The organism is Nocardioides sp. Root122 (genome assembly GCF_001425025.1).
Classification (GTDB): Bacteria; Actinomycetota; Actinomycetes; order Propionibacteriales; family Nocardioidaceae; genus Nocardioides.
This window is the reverse complement of the sequence record NZ_LMDE01000010.1, coordinates 206963-223517: the sequence shown is the minus strand read 5'-3', so window position 1 is coordinate 223517 and position 16555 is coordinate 206963. Positions and strand designations below refer to the sequence as shown.

Genomic DNA, 16555 nt, shown 5'->3' with positions numbered 1-16555 from the left:
GATGGTACGGAGCGGCTGGTGTCACGCAAGCCTCTGGGTCCGCAGTCGCAGCGCGTTGACGATCACACTCACCGACGACAGCGCCATCGCCGCCGCGGCGATGACCGGCGACAGCAACCACCCGAACACGGGGTACAGCACACCAGCCGCGATCGGGATGCCCGCGGAGTTGTAGCCGAAGGCGAGCCACAACCCGATGCGAACGTTCTGCATCACGGCGTGGGAGAGCTGACGTGCGTGGGCGATGCCGTTCAGGTCGCCTCGCAGCAGGGTCACCCCGGCCGACTCCATCGCCACGTCGGTGCCGGTGCCCATCGCCAAGCCGACGTCGGCGGCCGCGAGCGCGGGAGCGTCGTTGACGCCGTCCCCGGCGAACGCGACGACGCGGCCCTCGGCGCGCAGCTTGTTGACGACGTCGGCCTTGTGGTCGGGCAGCACCTCGGCCTCGACGCGGTCGATGCCCAGGTCGCCAGCGACCGCGGAGGCGGTGACCACGTTGTCGCCGGTGAGCATGATGACCTCGATGCCCTCCTTGCGCAGCGCCGCCAGCGCGGCCGGGGTGGTCTCCTTGACCTGGTCGGCGACACCGATGACACCAGCCGGGGTGCCGTCGACCGCGACAAGTACGGCGGTGGCCCCGGTGCGTCGCAGCCGGTCCGCGGACTCGGACAGGCTGGCCGGGTCGACGTCCCGGGACGTGAGGAAACCGGCGGTGCCGATGAGGACCTGGTGTCCCTCGACGGTGCCCAGGACGCCCTTGCCGGCGGGTGCGTCGAAGTCAGCCACCTCCGGCAGCCTCGTCACGCCCGTGGACTCGGCGGCCTGAGCCTTGTCGACGATGGCGCGGGCGAGCGGGTGCTCGGAGGCGTTCTCGACCGCGGCCGCGAGCCTCAGGAGCTCCGTCTCGGTGTGCCCGGTGTACCCGTCGGCCAGCTCGACGGCGGTCACAGCGGGCTTGCCTTCGGTCAGTGTGCCGGTCTTGTCGACGACGACGGTGTCGACCTTCTCCATCCGCTCCAACGCTTCGGCGTTCTTGATGAGGACACCCATCTGAGCCCCGCGACCGACCCCGACCATGATGGACATCGGTGTGGCCAGACCGAGGGCACACGGGCAGGCGATGATGAGGACGCTGACCGCGACCACGAGCGCGTGGGTGAGCCTCGGGTCGGGGCCGACGAGCGCCCAGACCGCGAACGCGAGCACGGCGATGCCGATGACAGTGGGCACGAACACGGCCGACACGCGGTCGACGGTGCGCTGGATGGGTGCGCGGGAGCGTTGGGCCTCGGCGACCATCTGCACGATGCGCGACAGCATCGTGTCGCGACCCACCGCGTCGGCTCGGATGAGGAGCGCACCGGTCTGGTTGAGGGTGCCGCCGATGGCGTTGTCACCCACCGCCTTGGTGACCGGCATCGACTCGCCGGTGACCAGGGACTCGTCGACGGCGGACCTGCCGGCCTCGACGAGACCGTCGACGGGGACCTTCTCGCCGGGGCGGACACGGAGCAGGTCACCCAGCTGCACCTGGTCGAGGGTGACCTCCTCGTCGGTGCCGTCGTCCCGGACGCGGCGGGCCGTCTTCGGGGAGAGGTCGAGGAGCGCCTTGATGGCACCCGACGTCGCCTCGCGCGCGCGGAGCTCGAGGACCTGACCCAGCAGGACGAGGGTCGTGATGACGGCAGCGGCCTCGAAGTACACGTCCACCGCGCCGTCCATGCGGAACGCCTCCGGGAAGATGCCCGGCGCCACCGTCGCGACGACGGAGAACAGCCACGCGACGCCGGTGCCCATCGCGATGAGCGTGAACATGTTCAGCTTCATCGTCCGGACGGAGGCCCAGCCGCGGGTGAAGAACGGCCAGCCGGCCCACAGCACGACCGGTGTGGCGAGCACGAGCTGGGTCCAGGCCGACTCCGTGGCGGTGACGTTGTCGTGGAGCCACGGGACGAGGTCGCGGCCCATGCCGAGGATGACGACCGGGATGGACAGCGCCACGCCGAACCAGAACCTGCGGGTCATGTCTCGCAGCTCCGGCGACGGACCGGAGTCGACGGTGACCATCACCGGCTCGAGCGCCATCCCGCAGATCGGGCACGACCCGGGCCCCGGCCTGCGGATCTCAGGATGCATCGGGCAGGTGTACTCGACGACCTCGCCCTCACCCGGCGTGGGCGGCTCTCCTCCAACCTGGCTGCCGTGCGCATGGTGCTCGGCGTGACCGTGGTCGTGACCGGCATCGTGCGACCGCCGACCCGCGTACTGGTCGGGGTTGGCGACGAACGTGTCCTTGCAGCCGGCCGAGCAGAAGGAGAACTGCTCACCGTGGTGGTCGACCGTGTGCTCGGTGGCACGAGGGTCGACGCTCATCCCACACACCGGGTCGTTGACCTGGTGCGTGGTGGTCATGTCCGGGCGCGGGTCGCTGGTCATGTCCACAGTGTACCCCCGGGGGGTATGGCTGGATCCCGACCGACGCCGGCCTCGGTCGCCTGAAGCAAGTCGACCACGTCCTGCGTGGCCACGAGGGTGGCCGCATGCTGGACGAACACCACGGGAAGGCGGGCGTTGCCGAACGCGTCGACGAGGTCCGCGATGTTCCGACCCGCGTCGCGGTTGTTGCGGCGCCCCCATCTCGGGTCGTCGAACGCATCCCGGGCGTCGATCACCACCGGTGCGGTGTCAGGGCGTCGTACGCCGTCCATGTCGGCTCCTCGCGCTCGGGTGGACGCTGGGTGGCGCCGTTCCCGTCACGATGGACAGGGTTGCTGTCGCGCTGCTGTCCGCTTCCTGTCGCCGTGGGCGCTGATGTCTTCAGGACGCCATGAGGGACAGCAATGCCGCCAGGTCACGACGCTCGTGCGGCGGCGCGGGCCGGGCCGCCGATGCACGGACGTCGGCCGCCTCCACGAGCAGCCGCCTCGCCTCGTCCTGCTCGCCCCCCGCCGACCTCAGGCGTGCCAGGCTCTCGAGCGAGGTGGCGACGAGCCCCGGCTCACCGACCGCCCGGCCGACAGCCAACGACTGCTCGAACCGGAGGACCGCGTTGTCCAGGTCGCCGTCGGCCTCGTCGCAGCGTGCGAGGCCGGCCAGGGACAACCCCTCAGGCACCGGCGTCCCCAGGACCGCGAACCCGGCCATCGCCGCGTCGTACGCGTCCCGTGCTGTCGGCCAGTCCTCGTGCACCTGGGCGACCAGCGCCCGGCCGTACGTCGCGAGCACCTCCCCCGCCCCGTCGCCGACCTGCCGTGAGGCGGCGGCAGCGCGGTCGAAGAGGTCGCTCGCAGCGGCGACGTTGCCCAGGTGCAGCTGTCCGACCCCGAGGTCGGCGAGCGCCCACTGCACGGTGTTCCACAGTCCGGCGTTGGCCGCGACGTCGATGGCCTCCTCCAGGACGCGGGCGCTCTCCTCGTAGCGGCCGAACTGACGCAGTCCCCAGCCCAGGTGGTAGAGCACGGCGGAGAGTCCCCACGGGTCGTCGAGGCGGCGGAAGGAGGAGGCCGTTGCCCGCCCGAGGGGCACGGCGCCGGCCTCGTCGCCGGTCTTGAGGGCCGTCTCCATGCGGACGAAGCCGATCACCGCGCTCCCCCATGGGTCGCCGTCCTCGTCGAACTGGGCCTCCGCCTCGCTCAGCAGTCGTTCGCGCTGCGCGGGCTCGGCGCCGGTCACCCACTGGACTGCGAGCAGCACACGAGACAGAGCTGCACGGGATGGCTCACCGAGCTCGTCGAACAGCAGGAGGCTCTCACGTGCCGTCTCCTCACAGCGCGGGCTGGGGTGCACGAGGCACGCGCGGGGGCGTTCGACGAGCGAGACCGCCTGCAGGGCGCTCGCTCGAGCCGATGGGCTGCCGTCATGGGCGGCGAGGAGCCGGCCGAGGACTTCCCGGCCCTCCATGTGCCGACCCAGGTGCCAGAACAGGCCCAACGAACCCGCCATCGACAGCGCCGCGTCCGGATCGCCGCCGGGGCCTCCGAGCCAGGACAGGGCGGCACGGATGTTGGGCTGGTCGGCGCGCAGCGCGTCGAGGGTCGAGCGCTGACCGTGGCCCCGCAGCGACATCTCCGAGTCCATGGCCAGGTCGCGGAAGTGCTCGGCATGTCGGCGAGCCAGGTCGTCGGTCCCGCCGCGGGCGACGAGCCGCTCGGCGGCGTAGTGCCGGATCGTCTCCAGCATCCGGTAGCGGGTGGTGGGACCGGGCTCGACGACCACCATCGACCGCTCGATCAGCCGGCCGACGACGTCGAGCACCTCGCCGGACCCCATCGCAGGGTCGGAGACGATCTCCTCGGCTGCGTGGAGGGTCCACCCTCCCTGGAAGACGGACAGGCGCTCGAAGACCTTCTGCTCGGCCTCTCCCAGGAGGTCGTAGCTCCAGTCGACCGTCGCTCGCAGCGTCTGCTGGCGCGCCTCGGCGGTCCGGGTGCCGGAGGTCAGGAGCGTGAAGCGCTGGTCCAGCCGACCGGCGATGTCGGCGGGTGACAGCGCCGACGTCCGCGCGGCAGCCAGCTCGATCGCGAGGGGGATCCCGTCCAGCGATCGGCAGATCCGTCCGATCGCCGCCAGGTCCCTCTCGTCGAAGACCGACCCGGGACGCACTGCCCGGGCCCGCTCCACGAAGAGCTGGGCCGCTGGGAAGTCGAGCACCCGGCCGGGAAGGACGTCGTCCGCCGGGGTCTCGAGGGGCCCGACGGAGACCTGCACCTCGTCGGGCACCGCGAGAGCCTCCCGGCTGGTGGCCATCACGGTGACGTGCGGGCAGCGGCCCAGGACGTCGTCGACGAACGACGCGACCGCATCGACGACGTGCTCGCAGTTGTCGACCATCAGCAGGAGCTGCTTGTGGCCCAGGAAGTTGATGACCCGCTGCCGGACGTCACGGTCGCCCGCCGCGCCGTCCATCGGCACTCCCAGCGCGTCCGCCACGGCCATCGGCACCTGGTCGGGATCGTTGATCGCCGCGAGACGGACCCCGAACGCGCCGTCCTCGAAGTCGCCGGCCACGCGTGCCGTGGTGGCCAGCGCGAGGCTGGTCTTGCCGGCCCCTCCCGGGCCGATGAGCGACAGGAGCCGGGTCTCCCCCACCAGCCCGGCGAGGGCGTCGAGCTGGGCATCTCGACCGATCAACGGCCGGACGACGGTCGGGAGGTTGGTGGCCCGAGCCGCCTCGGTCGAGCGCGGCCGCTGGGTCGGTACGACGACCGGTGCCGGCGGTGCCAGGTCGGTGGGGCCGCCCAGGGACGGCTCCTGCCGCAGCACCCGCTCGTGGAGGGAGCGGAGCGACAGCGACGGCTCGAGCCCCAGCTCCTCGTCGAGCTCGTCCCGGGTGCGGGCGAAGACCTCCAGCGCGTCCGCCTGCCGCCCACTGCGGTACAACGCGACCATCAGCAGGCCCGCCACCGCCTCCAGCGTCGGGTCCGAAGCCACGACGGGCTCGAGCTGGGCGACGACCTCGGCGTGCCGCCCGAGGGCCAGCGCCACCTGGGCCCTCTCGGTCATCGCCGCGATCTTCAGCTCGGACAGGCGCGCCGCCTCGGCGATCGCCCACTGCTCGGTCGAGAAGTCGCTCAGGGGGTCGCCGGACCAGAGCGACAGGGCGTCGTCGTAGCGCGCGAGCTGCTCTGAGGTGTGCCTGTCCGGAGCGCCGGTCGCGTTGCACGCCCGTGCCTCACGGAGCTGCTGCTCGAACACGTGAGCGTCGACCTGGGCCGGGTCCACGTCCGCCCGGTATCCCACGCCCTCACGTGCGACGACGTCCTCCAGGCCGACCGCCTTGAGCGCGCGGCGCAGCTTGGAGACCCGGATCTGCAGGGCGTTCATGGGGTCGACCGGCAACGTGGATTCCGACCACAGCCGATCGACCAGGAGGGTGGCCGGGACCGTCCGCCCGGGCGCCAGCAGGAGCTGCGCCATGAGCGCGCGCTCAGCAGCCCCCGGAAGCTTGGCCGCCTGGCCGTCGACGGTCATGCCCATCGGCCCGAGCAACCGGAACTGCGCCTGAGCCATGTCCCTCCCATCGTGACGTGCTCATGGTCCCGCTCGCCCGCCGTGCTCGCAATCGCGGCGGGGCCCCGGATGGCGCGGAGGGTGGTCGCGGTCGCTGGGCCCGCCTCCGACCTGACGGTCAGGATGCCTCGACGGTGAAGGGCACGGTCACCACGTCGCCGTCGGCGAGGCGGAACTGGCCCCACATCCGGTAGAGGCCCGGGGACTCGAACTCGGCGTGGACGTCGAGCTCGGGTCCGAACTCCTGACCGGGCACGGCGAACACCGGACGTCCGTCCTCGTCCTCGACCTCGGCGTGCTCGTGGGCGAAGGTGAGCGCGTCACCGCGCATCACCACCACGTGGCCCGCTGCCGCGAGGAACGGCCGGAGGTCGTCGACCGGGCGGCCGGTGCGCGCGTCGGTGAACGAGAAGTGCAGGTCGTTCCGCTCGCCCACCTCGGGCTCGCCCTCGAGCTCCACCCGTACGCCGTCGACCTCGACGACGCGCTCAGAGACCACGAGCGGCTCGGGAGCAGGAGCGGCCCCACCGACGGTCACGACCTGGCGCTGGTGGACGTCGGCCATCTCCCCACGCTGCCGGAACTCCGTGTTGACCACGTAGCGGCCCGGCGTCGGGAACGTGAGCTCGACGTCCAGCTCACCAGGACGGCCCGTCGGCTCGGGGTGGACGTGGGCGAAGGTGCCCAGGTCGTCCCTCGTCGCGATCAGGTGCATCCACGCCTCGTGACTGCGGGTCACGTCGGTGACGGGCTCCCCCGTGGTCGCGTCGACGACGGACGCCGTGACCGTGGTCGGCACGCCGGCGCGGACGTCGCTGGGAACCTGCAGCTGCACGGAGAGACCGGCTTCGATGGCCTCGGTGGGCGGGACCTCGGCGGTCATCATGGTGCTCATGGCCGGCCGCATCGGCATGCCGGTGCCCTGCATCCAGGCGAGGGTGCCGTTCATGCCGCGCTCGGCGAAGTCCATCCGACTGACCGCGGTCAGCCCACCGCCGATCGCCAGGGCCACCGTCGCGACCCCGGCGAGGTAGGCGTACTGGCCGACACGGTGGCGCAGCGGCGGCGACAGGATCTCGGCCACCGAGCCGGGCCGGCGGAAGCGTCGGAGCCGGAGTGCGTTGCTCAGCACGCTGACCGAGCTCATCACCATCGCGGCGGAGGCCAGCACCGGGTCGAGCAACAGTCCGTCCCAGGCGTACAACGCACCGGCCGCGACCGGGATGAGGAGCACGTTGTAGCCGAACGCCCAGACGAGTCCCTGGCGCATGGTGGTCACGGTGCGCCGCGAGAGGGCGATGGCCGAGACGATGCTGCGCAGGTCGCCGCCGATCAGGGTGATGTCCGAGGCGGCGATGGCGACATCGGCACCGGTGCCGATCGCGATCCCGACCTCGGCCTGGGCGAGGGCGCCGGCGTCGTTGATGCCGTCGCCGGCCATCGCGACGACGTGCCCCTCGGCCTGCAGCCGGGCCACCTGCGCGGCCTTGTCGGCCGGCAGCACCTCTGCCATGACGTGGCGGACTCCGACCTGAGCGGCGACCGCCTGCGCGGTGGCCGCGTTGTCCCCGGTGATCATCCACACCTCGAGGCCGAGTGCCTCGAGCTGGGCGATCGCCTCGGCGGACTCGGGCTTCACGGTGTCGGCGACGCTGATGACCGCCGCGGCCTCGTCGTCGACGGCGACGTACATCGGCGTCTCACCGCGCTCGGCGGCGCGGGCCGCGACCTCCTCCAGCTCGGCGACGTCCGTGCCGGCCAGCCCCATCAGTGCCAGGTTGCCGACGCGGACCCGACGTCCCTCGACGACGGCGTCGATGCCGTGCCCCGGGACGGCGTCGAACGACGTCACCTCGGCGAGCTCCGTCCCGGTGTCACGGGCGCGGTCGACGATCGCCTGTGCCAGAGGGTGCTCGCTGCCGGCCTCGGCGGACGCCACCAGACCGAGCACCTCGGCCTCGCTCCACCCCCCGCGGGTGGTGATCCCGGTGAGGGCGGGACGTCCGTGGGTGATGGTGCCGGTCTTGTCGAGCACGACAGCGGTCAGCCGGCGCGCCTGCTCGAGCGCCTCGCCGTTGGAGATGAGGATGCCGAGCTCGGCGGCACGGCCGGTGCCGACCATGATCGCGGTCGGCGTGGCCAGGCCGAGCGCGCACGGGCAGGCGATGATCAGCACGGCGATGGTGGTGCTGATGGCCATCGTCAGGTTCTCGGTCTCCGGGCCGAAGACGGCCCACAGGACGAAGGTGAGGGCGGCGCCGAGGATGACGGTCGGCACGAACACCGATGACACCTGGTCGGCGAGCCGCTGGAGCGGGACCTTGCTGCCCTGGGCGTCCTCGACCAGGCGGATGATCTGGGCCAGGGCGGTGTCCTCACCGACGGCGGTGGTGCGGATCAGCACGGACCCGGTGGTGTTGATCGTGGCGCCGATCATCGCGTCGCCCGTGGACTTGTCGACGGGAAGGCTCTCACCGGTCAGCATCGACTCGTCCACCGTGGTGGTGCCGCTGGTGACGACGCCGTCCACCGGGACCTTCTCCCCGGGCCGGATGCGTACGACGTCACCCACGACCACCTCCTCGACGGGGAGGTCGACCTCGACGTCGCCCCGCACGACGCGGGCGGTCTTGGGGGCCAGGCCCATCAGCGCGGAGACGGCCTCGGCCGTGCGCTTCTTGGCGCGCGCCTCCATCCACTTCCCCGCGAGCACGAGCGCGACGATGATCAGCGAGGTCTCGTAGTAGACGTGGAGCGGGAGGCCCCAGCTCTCGGCCAGTCCCGGCCAGAGCGTCACGAAGGTGCTGTAGCCGTAGGCCACGCCCGTTCCGAGCGCCACCAGGGTGGTCATGTTCGTGGTGCGGTGCCTGGCTGCCGCCCACGCCGACGCGTACAGGTCGCGGCCCGCCCAGAACTGCACCACGGTGGCGACGACGAAGATCGCCGGCATCAGCCAGTCCATGGTGTCGATGTAGAGCGGCACGTACATCAGGCCCATCAGCCCGAGCCCGGTGGTCAGTGCCACCTGCCACTTGCGCTTCAGGCGGTTCAGCGCGCGGTCCCGCTCCTCCGCAGCCTCGACGTCGCCACCACGCTGCTCGGGTGTGGCCGGCTGCTTCCCGGTGTGCCGAGGCGTGGCGGTGTACCCGGCCTTGGTGACAGCGGCGGTCAGGCCAGCCACGTCGATCGCGCCGGGGGCGAACCTGACTGATGCGACCTCGGTGGCGAGGTTGACCTTGGCCTCGGCCACGCCGTCGAGCTTCAGGAGCGACTTCTCGATCCGGCGTACGCAGGAGGCACAGGTCATCCCGCCGATGTCCAGCGTGCAGGTCTCGTAGGCCTCGTTCGGCTGAGGGCTCGCGGCCGGGCGTCGGCCCGCGTCTGCGGGTGTCGTGGCGTGGGTGGTGGTCATGGGTGCTCCAGGTGGTGGGAGGAGTGGTGCTCCGAGGTTCAGCGGCGGGGTTGTCGTCCCCCTGTCCAGCGGTTGTCCTGTGGGTCGGCGGGCGGCGGGCACTGGAAAGCCGCGCTCCGGAGGGGCAGGGGGCTCCGCCTCCGGAGCGCGGCGGCTCGTCAGACCAGCTGGTAGCCGGCCTCCGCCACTGCCTCACGCACCTGCTCGGTGGTGACCGGCTCGCGTGTGGTCACGTGGACCTTTCCCGAGGCGAGGTCGACGTCGACCGCGGACACGCCCTGCAGAGCGCTGACCTCCTCGGTCACGGAGCGAACGCAGTGGTCGCACGTCATGCCGACGACGTCGTAGGTCTCGGTGGTGCTCATGGTGGTTCTCCTTCTCTAGGTGGCGCCGGCCGTCGGGGCCGGACGTGGTGGGACCGTCAGACCGTCGCGGGCTGCTCGTCGGTCTCGGTGGTCGCGGGTGAGGCGGACCGCAGCCAAGCCCTCGCGACGAGAGCACCTGCGGCCGCGATCGCTGCAGCGCCGAGCAGGCCGGCGGAGAAGCCGTCCGTCTGTGCGGCCGCGTCACCGACGCGGTCGGCGCCGAACGCCGAGGCCAGGGCCGTCATGGCCGCGAGCCCGAGGGCAGACCCGACCTGGTAGTTCGTGCTCACGATGCCGGACGCCAGACCACCCTCCTCGGGCGCGGCCGAGGACAGCGCCAGGCCGAGCGACGGGATGAACGCCATCGCCATGCCAGCAGCCGTCACGAGCGACGCGGGCAGGATGTCGGAGACGAAGCTGCCGTCGGGCCCGATGAACGACAACCAGACGAGACCGATCGCGAGGACCGCGAGCCCGGCGACCGTCATGGTCTGCGGACCGAACCGGCCGATCAGGCGCGGTGCCACCGCGATCATCCCGACCATGATCGTGATCGTCAGGGGCAGCAGCGCGGCGCCGGAGGCGAAGGCACCCAGGCCGAGGACCTGCTGCAGGTAGAGGTTGACGAAGAAGAACATCGGGATCCAGGCGGCGCCCAGCATGAACTGGGCGAAGTTCGCTGCTGCGAGGTTGGGCGCACGGAAGATGCCCAACCGCATGAGCGGTTCACGCCGCTTGGCCTGCAGCAGGACGAAGACGCCCAGCAGGGCGATGCCCGCTGCTCCCGACAGGAGCGTCACCGGCGAGGTCCAGCCGGACTGCGGGGCAGTCACCACCCCGAACACCAGCGACGCCAGGCCGCCAGTCACGGTGACGGCGCCGGCCACGTCGAGCGATCCGGGCCGGGTCGCGCCCTGCGGCATCACCCCACGCATCGTGGCCAGGACGACCGCGGCAAGTGGCAGGTTGATGAAGAAGACCCACGGCCAGCTGGCGTACTCGGTGAGCACCCCGCCGAGGAAGACACCCGCGGTGCCGCCGGCAGGAGCCGCGGCGCCGTACAGGGCCAGGGCCTTGGTCAGCTCGCCCGGGCTCGCACCGAAGATCGTGAACAGCAGCGTGAGCGCGGCCGGCGCGATCAGCGCCGAGCCGGCGCCCTGGACGGCGCGGCCGACCAGCTCGGTGGTCGGGTCGGCGGCGAGGCCCGCCACCAGGGAGCCGGCGGCCAGGATCGCCCACCCGGCGCCGAAGACGCGGCGGGCGCCGAACAGGTCCGACAGGCGCCCGCCGAGGAGCAGGAGGCCACCGAAGGCGACGACGTAGGCGTTGAACACCCAGGTGAGGCCTTCGGGGCTGAAGCCGAGGTCGCGCTGCATCTCGGGCAGCGCGACCCCGATGATCGAGGTGTCCATGATGACCATGAACTGGGCCGCGGCGATGAGCCCCAGAGCCAGCCAGCGTCGGCTGCTCGGGGCCCCCGCGGGCGTGTGGGTGGAAGACATGCTGATGCCCTTCTGTGAAGTGGGTCGAATGGATGGCGTGCCCCCGCGGTGCGATCCCCGGCAGGGGTGCCGTGCAGGTGACGTTCGGTGCGAAGGTTGCCGGCGGGTCCTGTCCCGGTGCTGTCCCGCCGCTGTCGCGGTCACGGTGCTGGCCCCGCGGGAAGGTCAGGCCCTTCGCACGACCGGCCGGTAGGTCGTCCCCTCGAAGGCTGCGAGCACGTCGGCGTGGGTCATGGAGCCGACGAGGTGGACGGTCGAGTGCACGGGATCGGCCACCACCCGCTCGACGCCGGTCACGTCGCGCAGTCGCGCGGTGACCTCACGTACGCAGCGGCGGCACGACATGCCGCTCACGGTCAGCTCCATCTCGTCCATCTCGTTGCCAGCTCACTTCCCGAGGCATCAGTCCTGTCGTGGTGAGCCGAGCGTGCGCTCGGGCGCTGTCCACTCGCTGTCCGTGCGGACAGCGATCGAGCAGGGCTCCCCCCGGCCGGACGGCACTGCTGGATGCAGCCCACGTGCCCGCTGTCGCCTGGTCCGCTGCGCGGACAGCGCTCGGACAGAGAGGCGCAAGCCCGCGGTCGCAAGGTCGTCCCAGACACCACGACGTTTCTCGGATCACACGAAGGAAGTGGACGACATGGCTTCATCAATCACCATCGAGGAAGAGACCGGGACCTACCACGCCCGTCCCCGCCGACAGCACAACGGCTACTACGCCGGCGACTTCTCCGGACAGCCGCTCCGGCTGCTGACGTACAAGGACGGCCAGTACCAGACGGTCGTCGTCCGGTCGGCGTCGTGAGCGCGACCGGCCTGGAGGCCTCAGGAGTACGGCCCGGGCGCCGGTGCGAGAGCACGCACCCCGAACCACGACCCACCACCTCAGCCCGAAGGAGCACGGCCATGACCACGTACCACCTCCAGATCAACGGCTCGTCCGACGCGGCCCGAGCCCGCCGACTCGAGTCGCGCCTCCGCCGGCTGGGCGGCGTCACCGACGCAACGGCAGGCAGCACCGGAGACGTCGTCGTCCGTGGCGGAGGAGGACTCCTGCCGCTCATCACCCGCGCGCTCACCGGGGCCGGCTACGAGGTCGCCTCCGACCGGGCCGCACACCGGAACCCGTCCGTCACCCGCTGGTACCGCCAGGGCTGGCTGACCGACTCCATGCGCTGAGCCAGACCGAGAGAAGGCGAGACCGATGCGCGCGATGACCTCGACGACCCGGCCCCGGACCGCGAGCAGGACCCCCGGATCCGCTCCGGCCTGCTGGTGCGGACAGGAGCTCGACACCGTCCGCCACGGCCACTGCCCCCGGTGCGGGCGCAGGCGCCCCACCTTCCCGTCCTGACGTGGCCGCACCCGTCGACCGCACAGCAGCCGTGATCCCCGAGGAGACCCGATGAGAGCCGCAGTAGTCGGCACCGAGCCGAACGAACCACCCGTGCGTGTCACGGACGTGCCCCGCCCCCACGCCAGGGACGACTGGGCCGTCGTACGCCTGGAGCGCGCCAGCCTCAACCGTCTCGACGCCATGATGCTGGACCAACGGACCTCCGAGGCCCCTGGCGCCGTCTTCGGCTCGGACGGCGCGGGAGTCATCCACGAGCTCGGCGCCGATGTCCCCCCTTCTGCCGGCTGGTCCGTCGGTGACCAGGTCGTCATCTCGCCCTCGCTGCACTGGGGGCGGGACGAGCGCGTCCCGTCCTCCGAGTACGAGATCCTCGGCTCCCCCACCCACGGCACCCACGCCGAGTACGTCGCGGTCCCGGCCGCCAACCTGCACCCCAAGCCCCAGCACCTCAGCTGGGAGGAGGCAGCAGCGCTGCCCATGGCCGGCCTCACGGCGTGGCGGGCGCTCGTCAGCCGCGGTCGCCTCACGGAGGGCGAGACCGTGCTGGTGGGGGCCGCTTCGTCGGGCGTCGGCACGGCAGCCGTCCAGATCGCCGCCGCGGCCGGCGCCCGGGTCGTGGCCGTCACCGCCTCGCGCGCCAAGTCCGACGAGGCTCTCGAGCTCGGCGCTGCCGTGACGGTCGACCGCACGGCCGGCGACGTCGTCGCGCAGCTCCGGGCCGCCACGGGCGGCCGCGCCGACCTGGCGCTGGACCCGACCGGCAACCTGTGGGGCCCGTTCGTCGAGAACCTCCGGCCCGCCGGGCGGCTCGTGGTGGTGGGCAAGATGGCCGCAGCCGTCGCGACCCTCGACGTCCAGTCGGTCTACTGGAAGCAGCTGGACGTCCTCGGCTCCTCGATGGGCAGTCCCCAGGACTTCGCGTCGCTGCTCGCCCAGGTGACGACCCACCGCTGGGCGCCCCGCGTGGACAGCGTCCACCCGCTCACCGACATCGACGCCGCCTACGCGCGCCTCGATGCGGCCGACCGCGTCGGCAAGGTCGTCCTGGACGTCCGCGCCTGATGCACGGCACGCACACCACACACCCGGGACCACCTGACCACCCGTTGCGCCCGCACGCCCTGGGCCCCGAGACCGACTGACCAGACAGGAAGCCACCATGACCACCTCCAGCAGCCCCGGCTCGTGGGGCGCCGCGATCACCACGGCGGTCGCTCCCGTCGCGTGGGGGACGACGTACGTCGTCACGGCGCACCTCCTGCCCGACGGACGTCCGCTCTTCGCAGCCGTCACCCGCGCCCTCCCGGCCGGGCTCATCCTGCTGGCCGTGTCCCGACAGCTCCCGCACGGCCGGTGGTGGTGGCGTGCCCTGGTCCTCGGACTGCTGAACTTCGCAGCGTTCTTCCCGCTGCTCTTCCTGTCCGCCTACCGGCTTCCCGGCGGCGTCGCGTCCACCGTCCAGGCCGCATCCCCTCTGGTGGTCATGGCTCTCGCGTGGCTCGTCCTGCGGGAGATCCCGGGCCGACTCCGCGTGCTCGGTGGAATCGTGGGGCTGGTCGGAGTCGGGTTGCTCGTCCTGCGATCCACCTCCTCTATCGACACCCTCGGGCTGCTGGCCGCCGGTGGTTCGGTCCTCAGCTCTGCACTCGGCTTCGTCCTGGTCCGACGATGGCCAGCCCCTGTCGACACCCTGACTCTCGTCAGCTGGCAGCTCGTCGTCGGCGGGGTCGCACTCGTGCCGCTCACCCTGGTCGTCGAAGGACCGCCGCCCGCACTCGACCTCTCCGCAGTCGGCGGGCTCCTCTGGCTCGCAGGGGTCGGCACGGTCCTCGCCTACGCGTGCTGGTTCCGCGGCTTGGCGCGCCTCACCGCAGGGACCGTGTCGCTGATCGGCCTGCTCAACCCCGTCGTCGCCACGTCACTCGGGATCGTCGTCTCGGGAGAGCCGTTCGGTGCGGTGACCATCGTGGGCATGTCCCTCATCGCAGCGGGTGTGCTGCTGGGTCAGCCGGCCCTCGTGAACCGTCGGCGCGCCACCCGTGACCGCGTGCCCCCCCTCCCCTGCGCGGGCGACGACGGCCACGCGGCCGCCGCGCACGTCCCTGCCGCCACGCCCGCGACCCGCGCCGCGTGACCCCTTTGAGAAACGAGTCCCCGTGATGATCGAGATCGAGCACCTCACCAAGCGCTTCGGCAGCACGCTTGCCGTCGACGACATCAGCTTCACCGTCCGTCCCGGCCTCGTCACCGGGTTCCTCGGACCCAACGGCGCCGGCAAGTCCACCACCATGCGGATGATCCTCGGCCTGGACCGCCCGACCGGCGGCACCGCGCGCGTCGATGGTCGGTCGTTCGTCGACCTTCCCTCCCCTGTTCGGGCCGTCGGTGCCATGCTCGACGCCGGGCAGGTCCACCCCCGTCGTACGGCGCAGGCTCACCTGACCGCGATCGCCGAGACCATCGGTGAGGGGCGCGTCCGGGTGCACCAGGTGCTCGACCTGGTCGGCCTCACCGACCAGGCGCGACGTCGAGTCGGAGCGTTCTCCCTCGGCATGCGCCAGCGGCTGGGGATCGCCGCCGCGCTCATCGGCGATCCCGGGATCATCGTGCTGGACGAACCGATGAACGGGCTCGACCCTGACGGGATCATCTGGGTCCGGTCGCTCCTGCGGCGGCTGGCCGACGAGGGCCGCACGGTCTTCGTCTCCTCCCACCTCATGGGCGAGATGGCGCAGACGGCTGACCACCTCGTCGTCGTCGGCAGGGGGCGGCTCGTCGCCGACGTACCGACCCAGCGGCTGCTGGGCGGCCAGGCGTGCGTCGTCCGCGTCCGAGGCCCGGAACCGGCGCGCCTCGCACGGGTGCTCACGGACGCTGGAGCAACCGTGGAGCCCGCCGGCGACTCCGCGCTCCACGTGTCGGACCTCGAGCCCGCACAGATCGCCCGCCTCACGCTCGACCACCGGCTCGAGGTGCATGAGCTCGTCACCGAGCGCCGCTCCCTCGAGGACGCCTTCCTCGAGCTCACGCACGACGCCACCGACTACCGCGCTGACCACACCACCGAGAGGACGGTGACCCGATGAGCGACTCGATGCTCACCCCGGCCCCGACGCCCACCCGACACATCCAAGGCCCCTCGATCGGGCGGGTCACCAGGAGCGAGACCGTCAAGCTCAGGACCATTCGCTCCCACATCGTCCTGCTCACCACGGCCGCTCTGTTCCTGCTCGTCCTGGGACCCGTCCAGGCGCTCGGGCAGGTGATCGCACCCCAGGGCGCCCAACCCATCACCGACCTCGGGGCCGCCACGTCCGTAGCACTCAACGGCGGAGTCACCGCGGCGTTGCTCCTGGGGGTGCTCGGAGTCCTCAGCGTCACCTCGGAGTTCCCCACCGCACTCGTACGGACCACCTTCTGGGCCGTCCCGAGACGGGGCCTGGTGGTCCGCGGGAAGGCCGTGGCGTTCTCGGGGCTGGTCCTCCCGCTCGTCCTCGTCGGCGCCGCCGTCGCCCTCGAGGTGTCACGAGTGATCCTCGGGCGCATCGGCTCCCCCCTGACCTGGGCCGAGCCGGGCACGTGGTGGGCCGCTGTCGCCATGTCCCTGTACGCCGTCGGCTGGGGCCTGCTCGGCCAGGCACTGGGATGGATCCTGAGGTCCGCCGTCGGTGCCGCGTTCGCGCTGCTCGGCCTGATGTTCGTGCTACCGATGCTCGTGTCGCTGCTCCCAGGGCCGGCGGCGGACGCCGTGCTGCCGCTGCTGGCCTCAGAAGTCGGCTCCGCGATGATGCGTGTCGACCAGACCGGCCCCGGGCTGGCCCCACCGGTCGCGGCTCTCGTCTGGGTCGGCTGGATCGCGGCCGGCCTGGCGCTGGCGACCGTGACCGTCCGTCGGCAAGACGCGTGAGGC

13 protein-coding genes are annotated in these 16555 nt (G+C 71.9%); 6 read left to right on the top strand and 7 right to left on the bottom strand.

Features of this window, described 5'->3' with window-relative positions:
* Positions 1-21 precede the first annotated feature (21 nt).
* From ASC64_RS10205 to ASC64_RS10175, 7 genes are all read right to left on the bottom strand, one after another.
* Entirely contained in the window at positions 22-2436 is a 2415-nt protein-coding gene (locus ASC64_RS10205) for a heavy metal translocating P-type ATPase (protein ID WP_056907439.1), read from the bottom strand.
* Entirely contained in the window at positions 2433-2708 is a 276-nt protein-coding gene (locus tag ASC64_RS10200) for a hypothetical protein (protein ID WP_156385120.1), read from the bottom strand. The genes ASC64_RS10205 and ASC64_RS10200 overlap by 4 nt, the downstream gene beginning before the upstream one ends.
* Positions 2709-2817: 109 nt before the next feature.
* On the bottom strand, positions 2818-6009 hold the full coding sequence (locus ASC64_RS10195; RefSeq protein WP_056907437.1) for an AfsR/SARP family transcriptional regulator: 3192 nt from the start codon (positions 6007-6009) through the stop codon (positions 2818-2820).
* A 118-nt stretch (positions 6010-6127) separates the two neighbouring features.
* The gene (locus ASC64_RS10190) at positions 6128-9421 is read right to left on the bottom strand and encodes a heavy metal translocating P-type ATPase (RefSeq protein WP_056907436.1); all 3294 of its coding nucleotides are present in this window, start codon (positions 9419-9421) and stop codon (positions 6128-6130) included.
* A gap of 158 nt (positions 9422-9579) precedes the next feature.
* Positions 9580-9786 carry a heavy-metal-associated domain-containing protein gene (locus tag ASC64_RS10185; RefSeq protein ID WP_056907435.1) on the bottom strand — a complete coding sequence of 69 codons (207 nt, stop codon included), beginning with the start codon at positions 9784-9786 and terminating at the stop codon, positions 9580-9582.
* 56 nt (positions 9787-9842) lie between these two features.
* Entirely contained in the window at positions 9843-11288 is a 1446-nt protein-coding gene (locus tag ASC64_RS10180; protein ID WP_056907434.1) for an MFS transporter, read from the bottom strand.
* Positions 11289-11453: 165 nt separating this feature from the next.
* Positions 11454-11663, bottom strand: a complete 210-nt coding sequence (locus tag ASC64_RS10175) for a heavy-metal-associated domain-containing protein (protein ID WP_056907433.1) — start codon at positions 11661-11663, stop codon at positions 11454-11456.
* A 265-nt stretch (positions 11664-11928) separates the two neighbouring features.
* Here ASC64_RS10175 and ASC64_RS22005 point away from each other — a divergent pair, with 265 nt between their 5' ends.
* The 6 genes from ASC64_RS22005 to ASC64_RS10150 all read left to right on the top strand — a co-directional run bounded on the left by ASC64_RS22005 (position 11929) and on the right by ASC64_RS10150 (position 16552).
* Positions 11929-12093: a hypothetical protein gene (locus tag ASC64_RS22005; RefSeq protein ID WP_156385119.1), complete on the top strand. Its 165-nt coding sequence runs from the start codon at positions 11929-11931 to the stop codon at positions 12091-12093.
* 101 nt (positions 12094-12194) lie between these two features.
* Positions 12195-12467: a hypothetical protein gene (locus tag ASC64_RS10170; protein ID WP_056907432.1), complete on the top strand. Its 273-nt coding sequence runs from the start codon at positions 12195-12197 to the stop codon at positions 12465-12467.
* A 268-nt stretch (positions 12468-12735) separates the two neighbouring features.
* Positions 12736-13707 (top strand): zinc-binding dehydrogenase, encoded by a 972-nt coding sequence (locus ASC64_RS10165; protein ID WP_056907431.1) that lies wholly within the window; start codon positions 12736-12738, stop codon positions 13705-13707.
* Positions 13708-13804: 97 nt separating this feature from the next.
* A complete protein-coding gene (locus ASC64_RS10160; protein WP_056907430.1) occupies positions 13805-14779 on the top strand; it encodes an EamA family transporter in 975 nt (324 codons plus the stop codon).
* Positions 14780-14804: 25 nt separating this feature from the next.
* Positions 14805-15731 (top strand): ABC transporter ATP-binding protein, encoded by a 927-nt coding sequence (locus ASC64_RS10155; RefSeq protein ID WP_056907871.1) that lies wholly within the window; start codon positions 14805-14807, stop codon positions 15729-15731.
* Entirely contained in the window at positions 15728-16552 is an 825-nt protein-coding gene (locus tag ASC64_RS10150; protein ID WP_056907429.1) for an ABC transporter permease, read from the top strand. Before ASC64_RS10155 ends, ASC64_RS10150 begins: the two co-directional genes overlap by 4 nt.
* Positions 16553-16555: the final 3 nt, after the last annotated feature.

Bases quoted from the DNA above. Each gene is read 5' to 3' on its own strand.
- ASC64_RS10205 (WP_056907439.1), bottom strand. From the start codon at position 2,436: ATGACCAGCGACCCGCGCCCGGACATGACCACCACGCACCAGGTCAAC.
- ASC64_RS10175 (WP_056907433.1), bottom strand. From the start codon at position 11,663: ATGGACGAGATGGAGCTGACCGTGAGCGGCATGTCGTGCCGCCGCTGC.
- ASC64_RS10150 (WP_056907429.1), top strand. From the start codon at position 15,728: ATGAGCGACTCGATGCTCACCCCGGCCCCGACGCCCACCCGACACATC.
- ASC64_RS10160 (WP_056907430.1), top strand. From the start codon at position 13,805: ATGACCACCTCCAGCAGCCCCGGCTCGTGGGGCGCCGCGATCACCACG.
- ASC64_RS22005 (WP_156385119.1), top strand. From the start codon at position 11,929: ATGGCTTCATCAATCACCATCGAGGAAGAGACCGGGACCTACCACGCC.
- ASC64_RS10155 (WP_056907871.1), top strand. From the start codon at position 14,805: ATGATCGAGATCGAGCACCTCACCAAGCGCTTCGGCAGCACGCTTGCC.
- ASC64_RS10180 (WP_056907434.1), bottom strand. From the start codon at position 11,288: ATGTCTTCCACCCACACGCCCGCGGGGGCCCCGAGCAGCCGACGCTGG.
- ASC64_RS10195 (WP_056907437.1), bottom strand. From the start codon at position 6,009: ATGGCTCAGGCGCAGTTCCGGTTGCTCGGGCCGATGGGCATGACCGTC.
- ASC64_RS10190 (WP_056907436.1), bottom strand. From the start codon at position 9,421: ATGACCACCACCCACGCCACGACACCCGCAGACGCGGGCCGACGCCCG.
- ASC64_RS10170 (WP_056907432.1), top strand. From the start codon at position 12,195: ATGACCACGTACCACCTCCAGATCAACGGCTCGTCCGACGCGGCCCGA.
- ASC64_RS10200 (WP_156385120.1), bottom strand. From the start codon at position 2,708: ATGGACGGCGTACGACGCCCTGACACCGCACCGGTGGTGATCGACGCC.
- ASC64_RS10185 (WP_056907435.1), bottom strand. From the start codon at position 9,786: ATGAGCACCACCGAGACCTACGACGTCGTCGGCATGACGTGCGACCAC.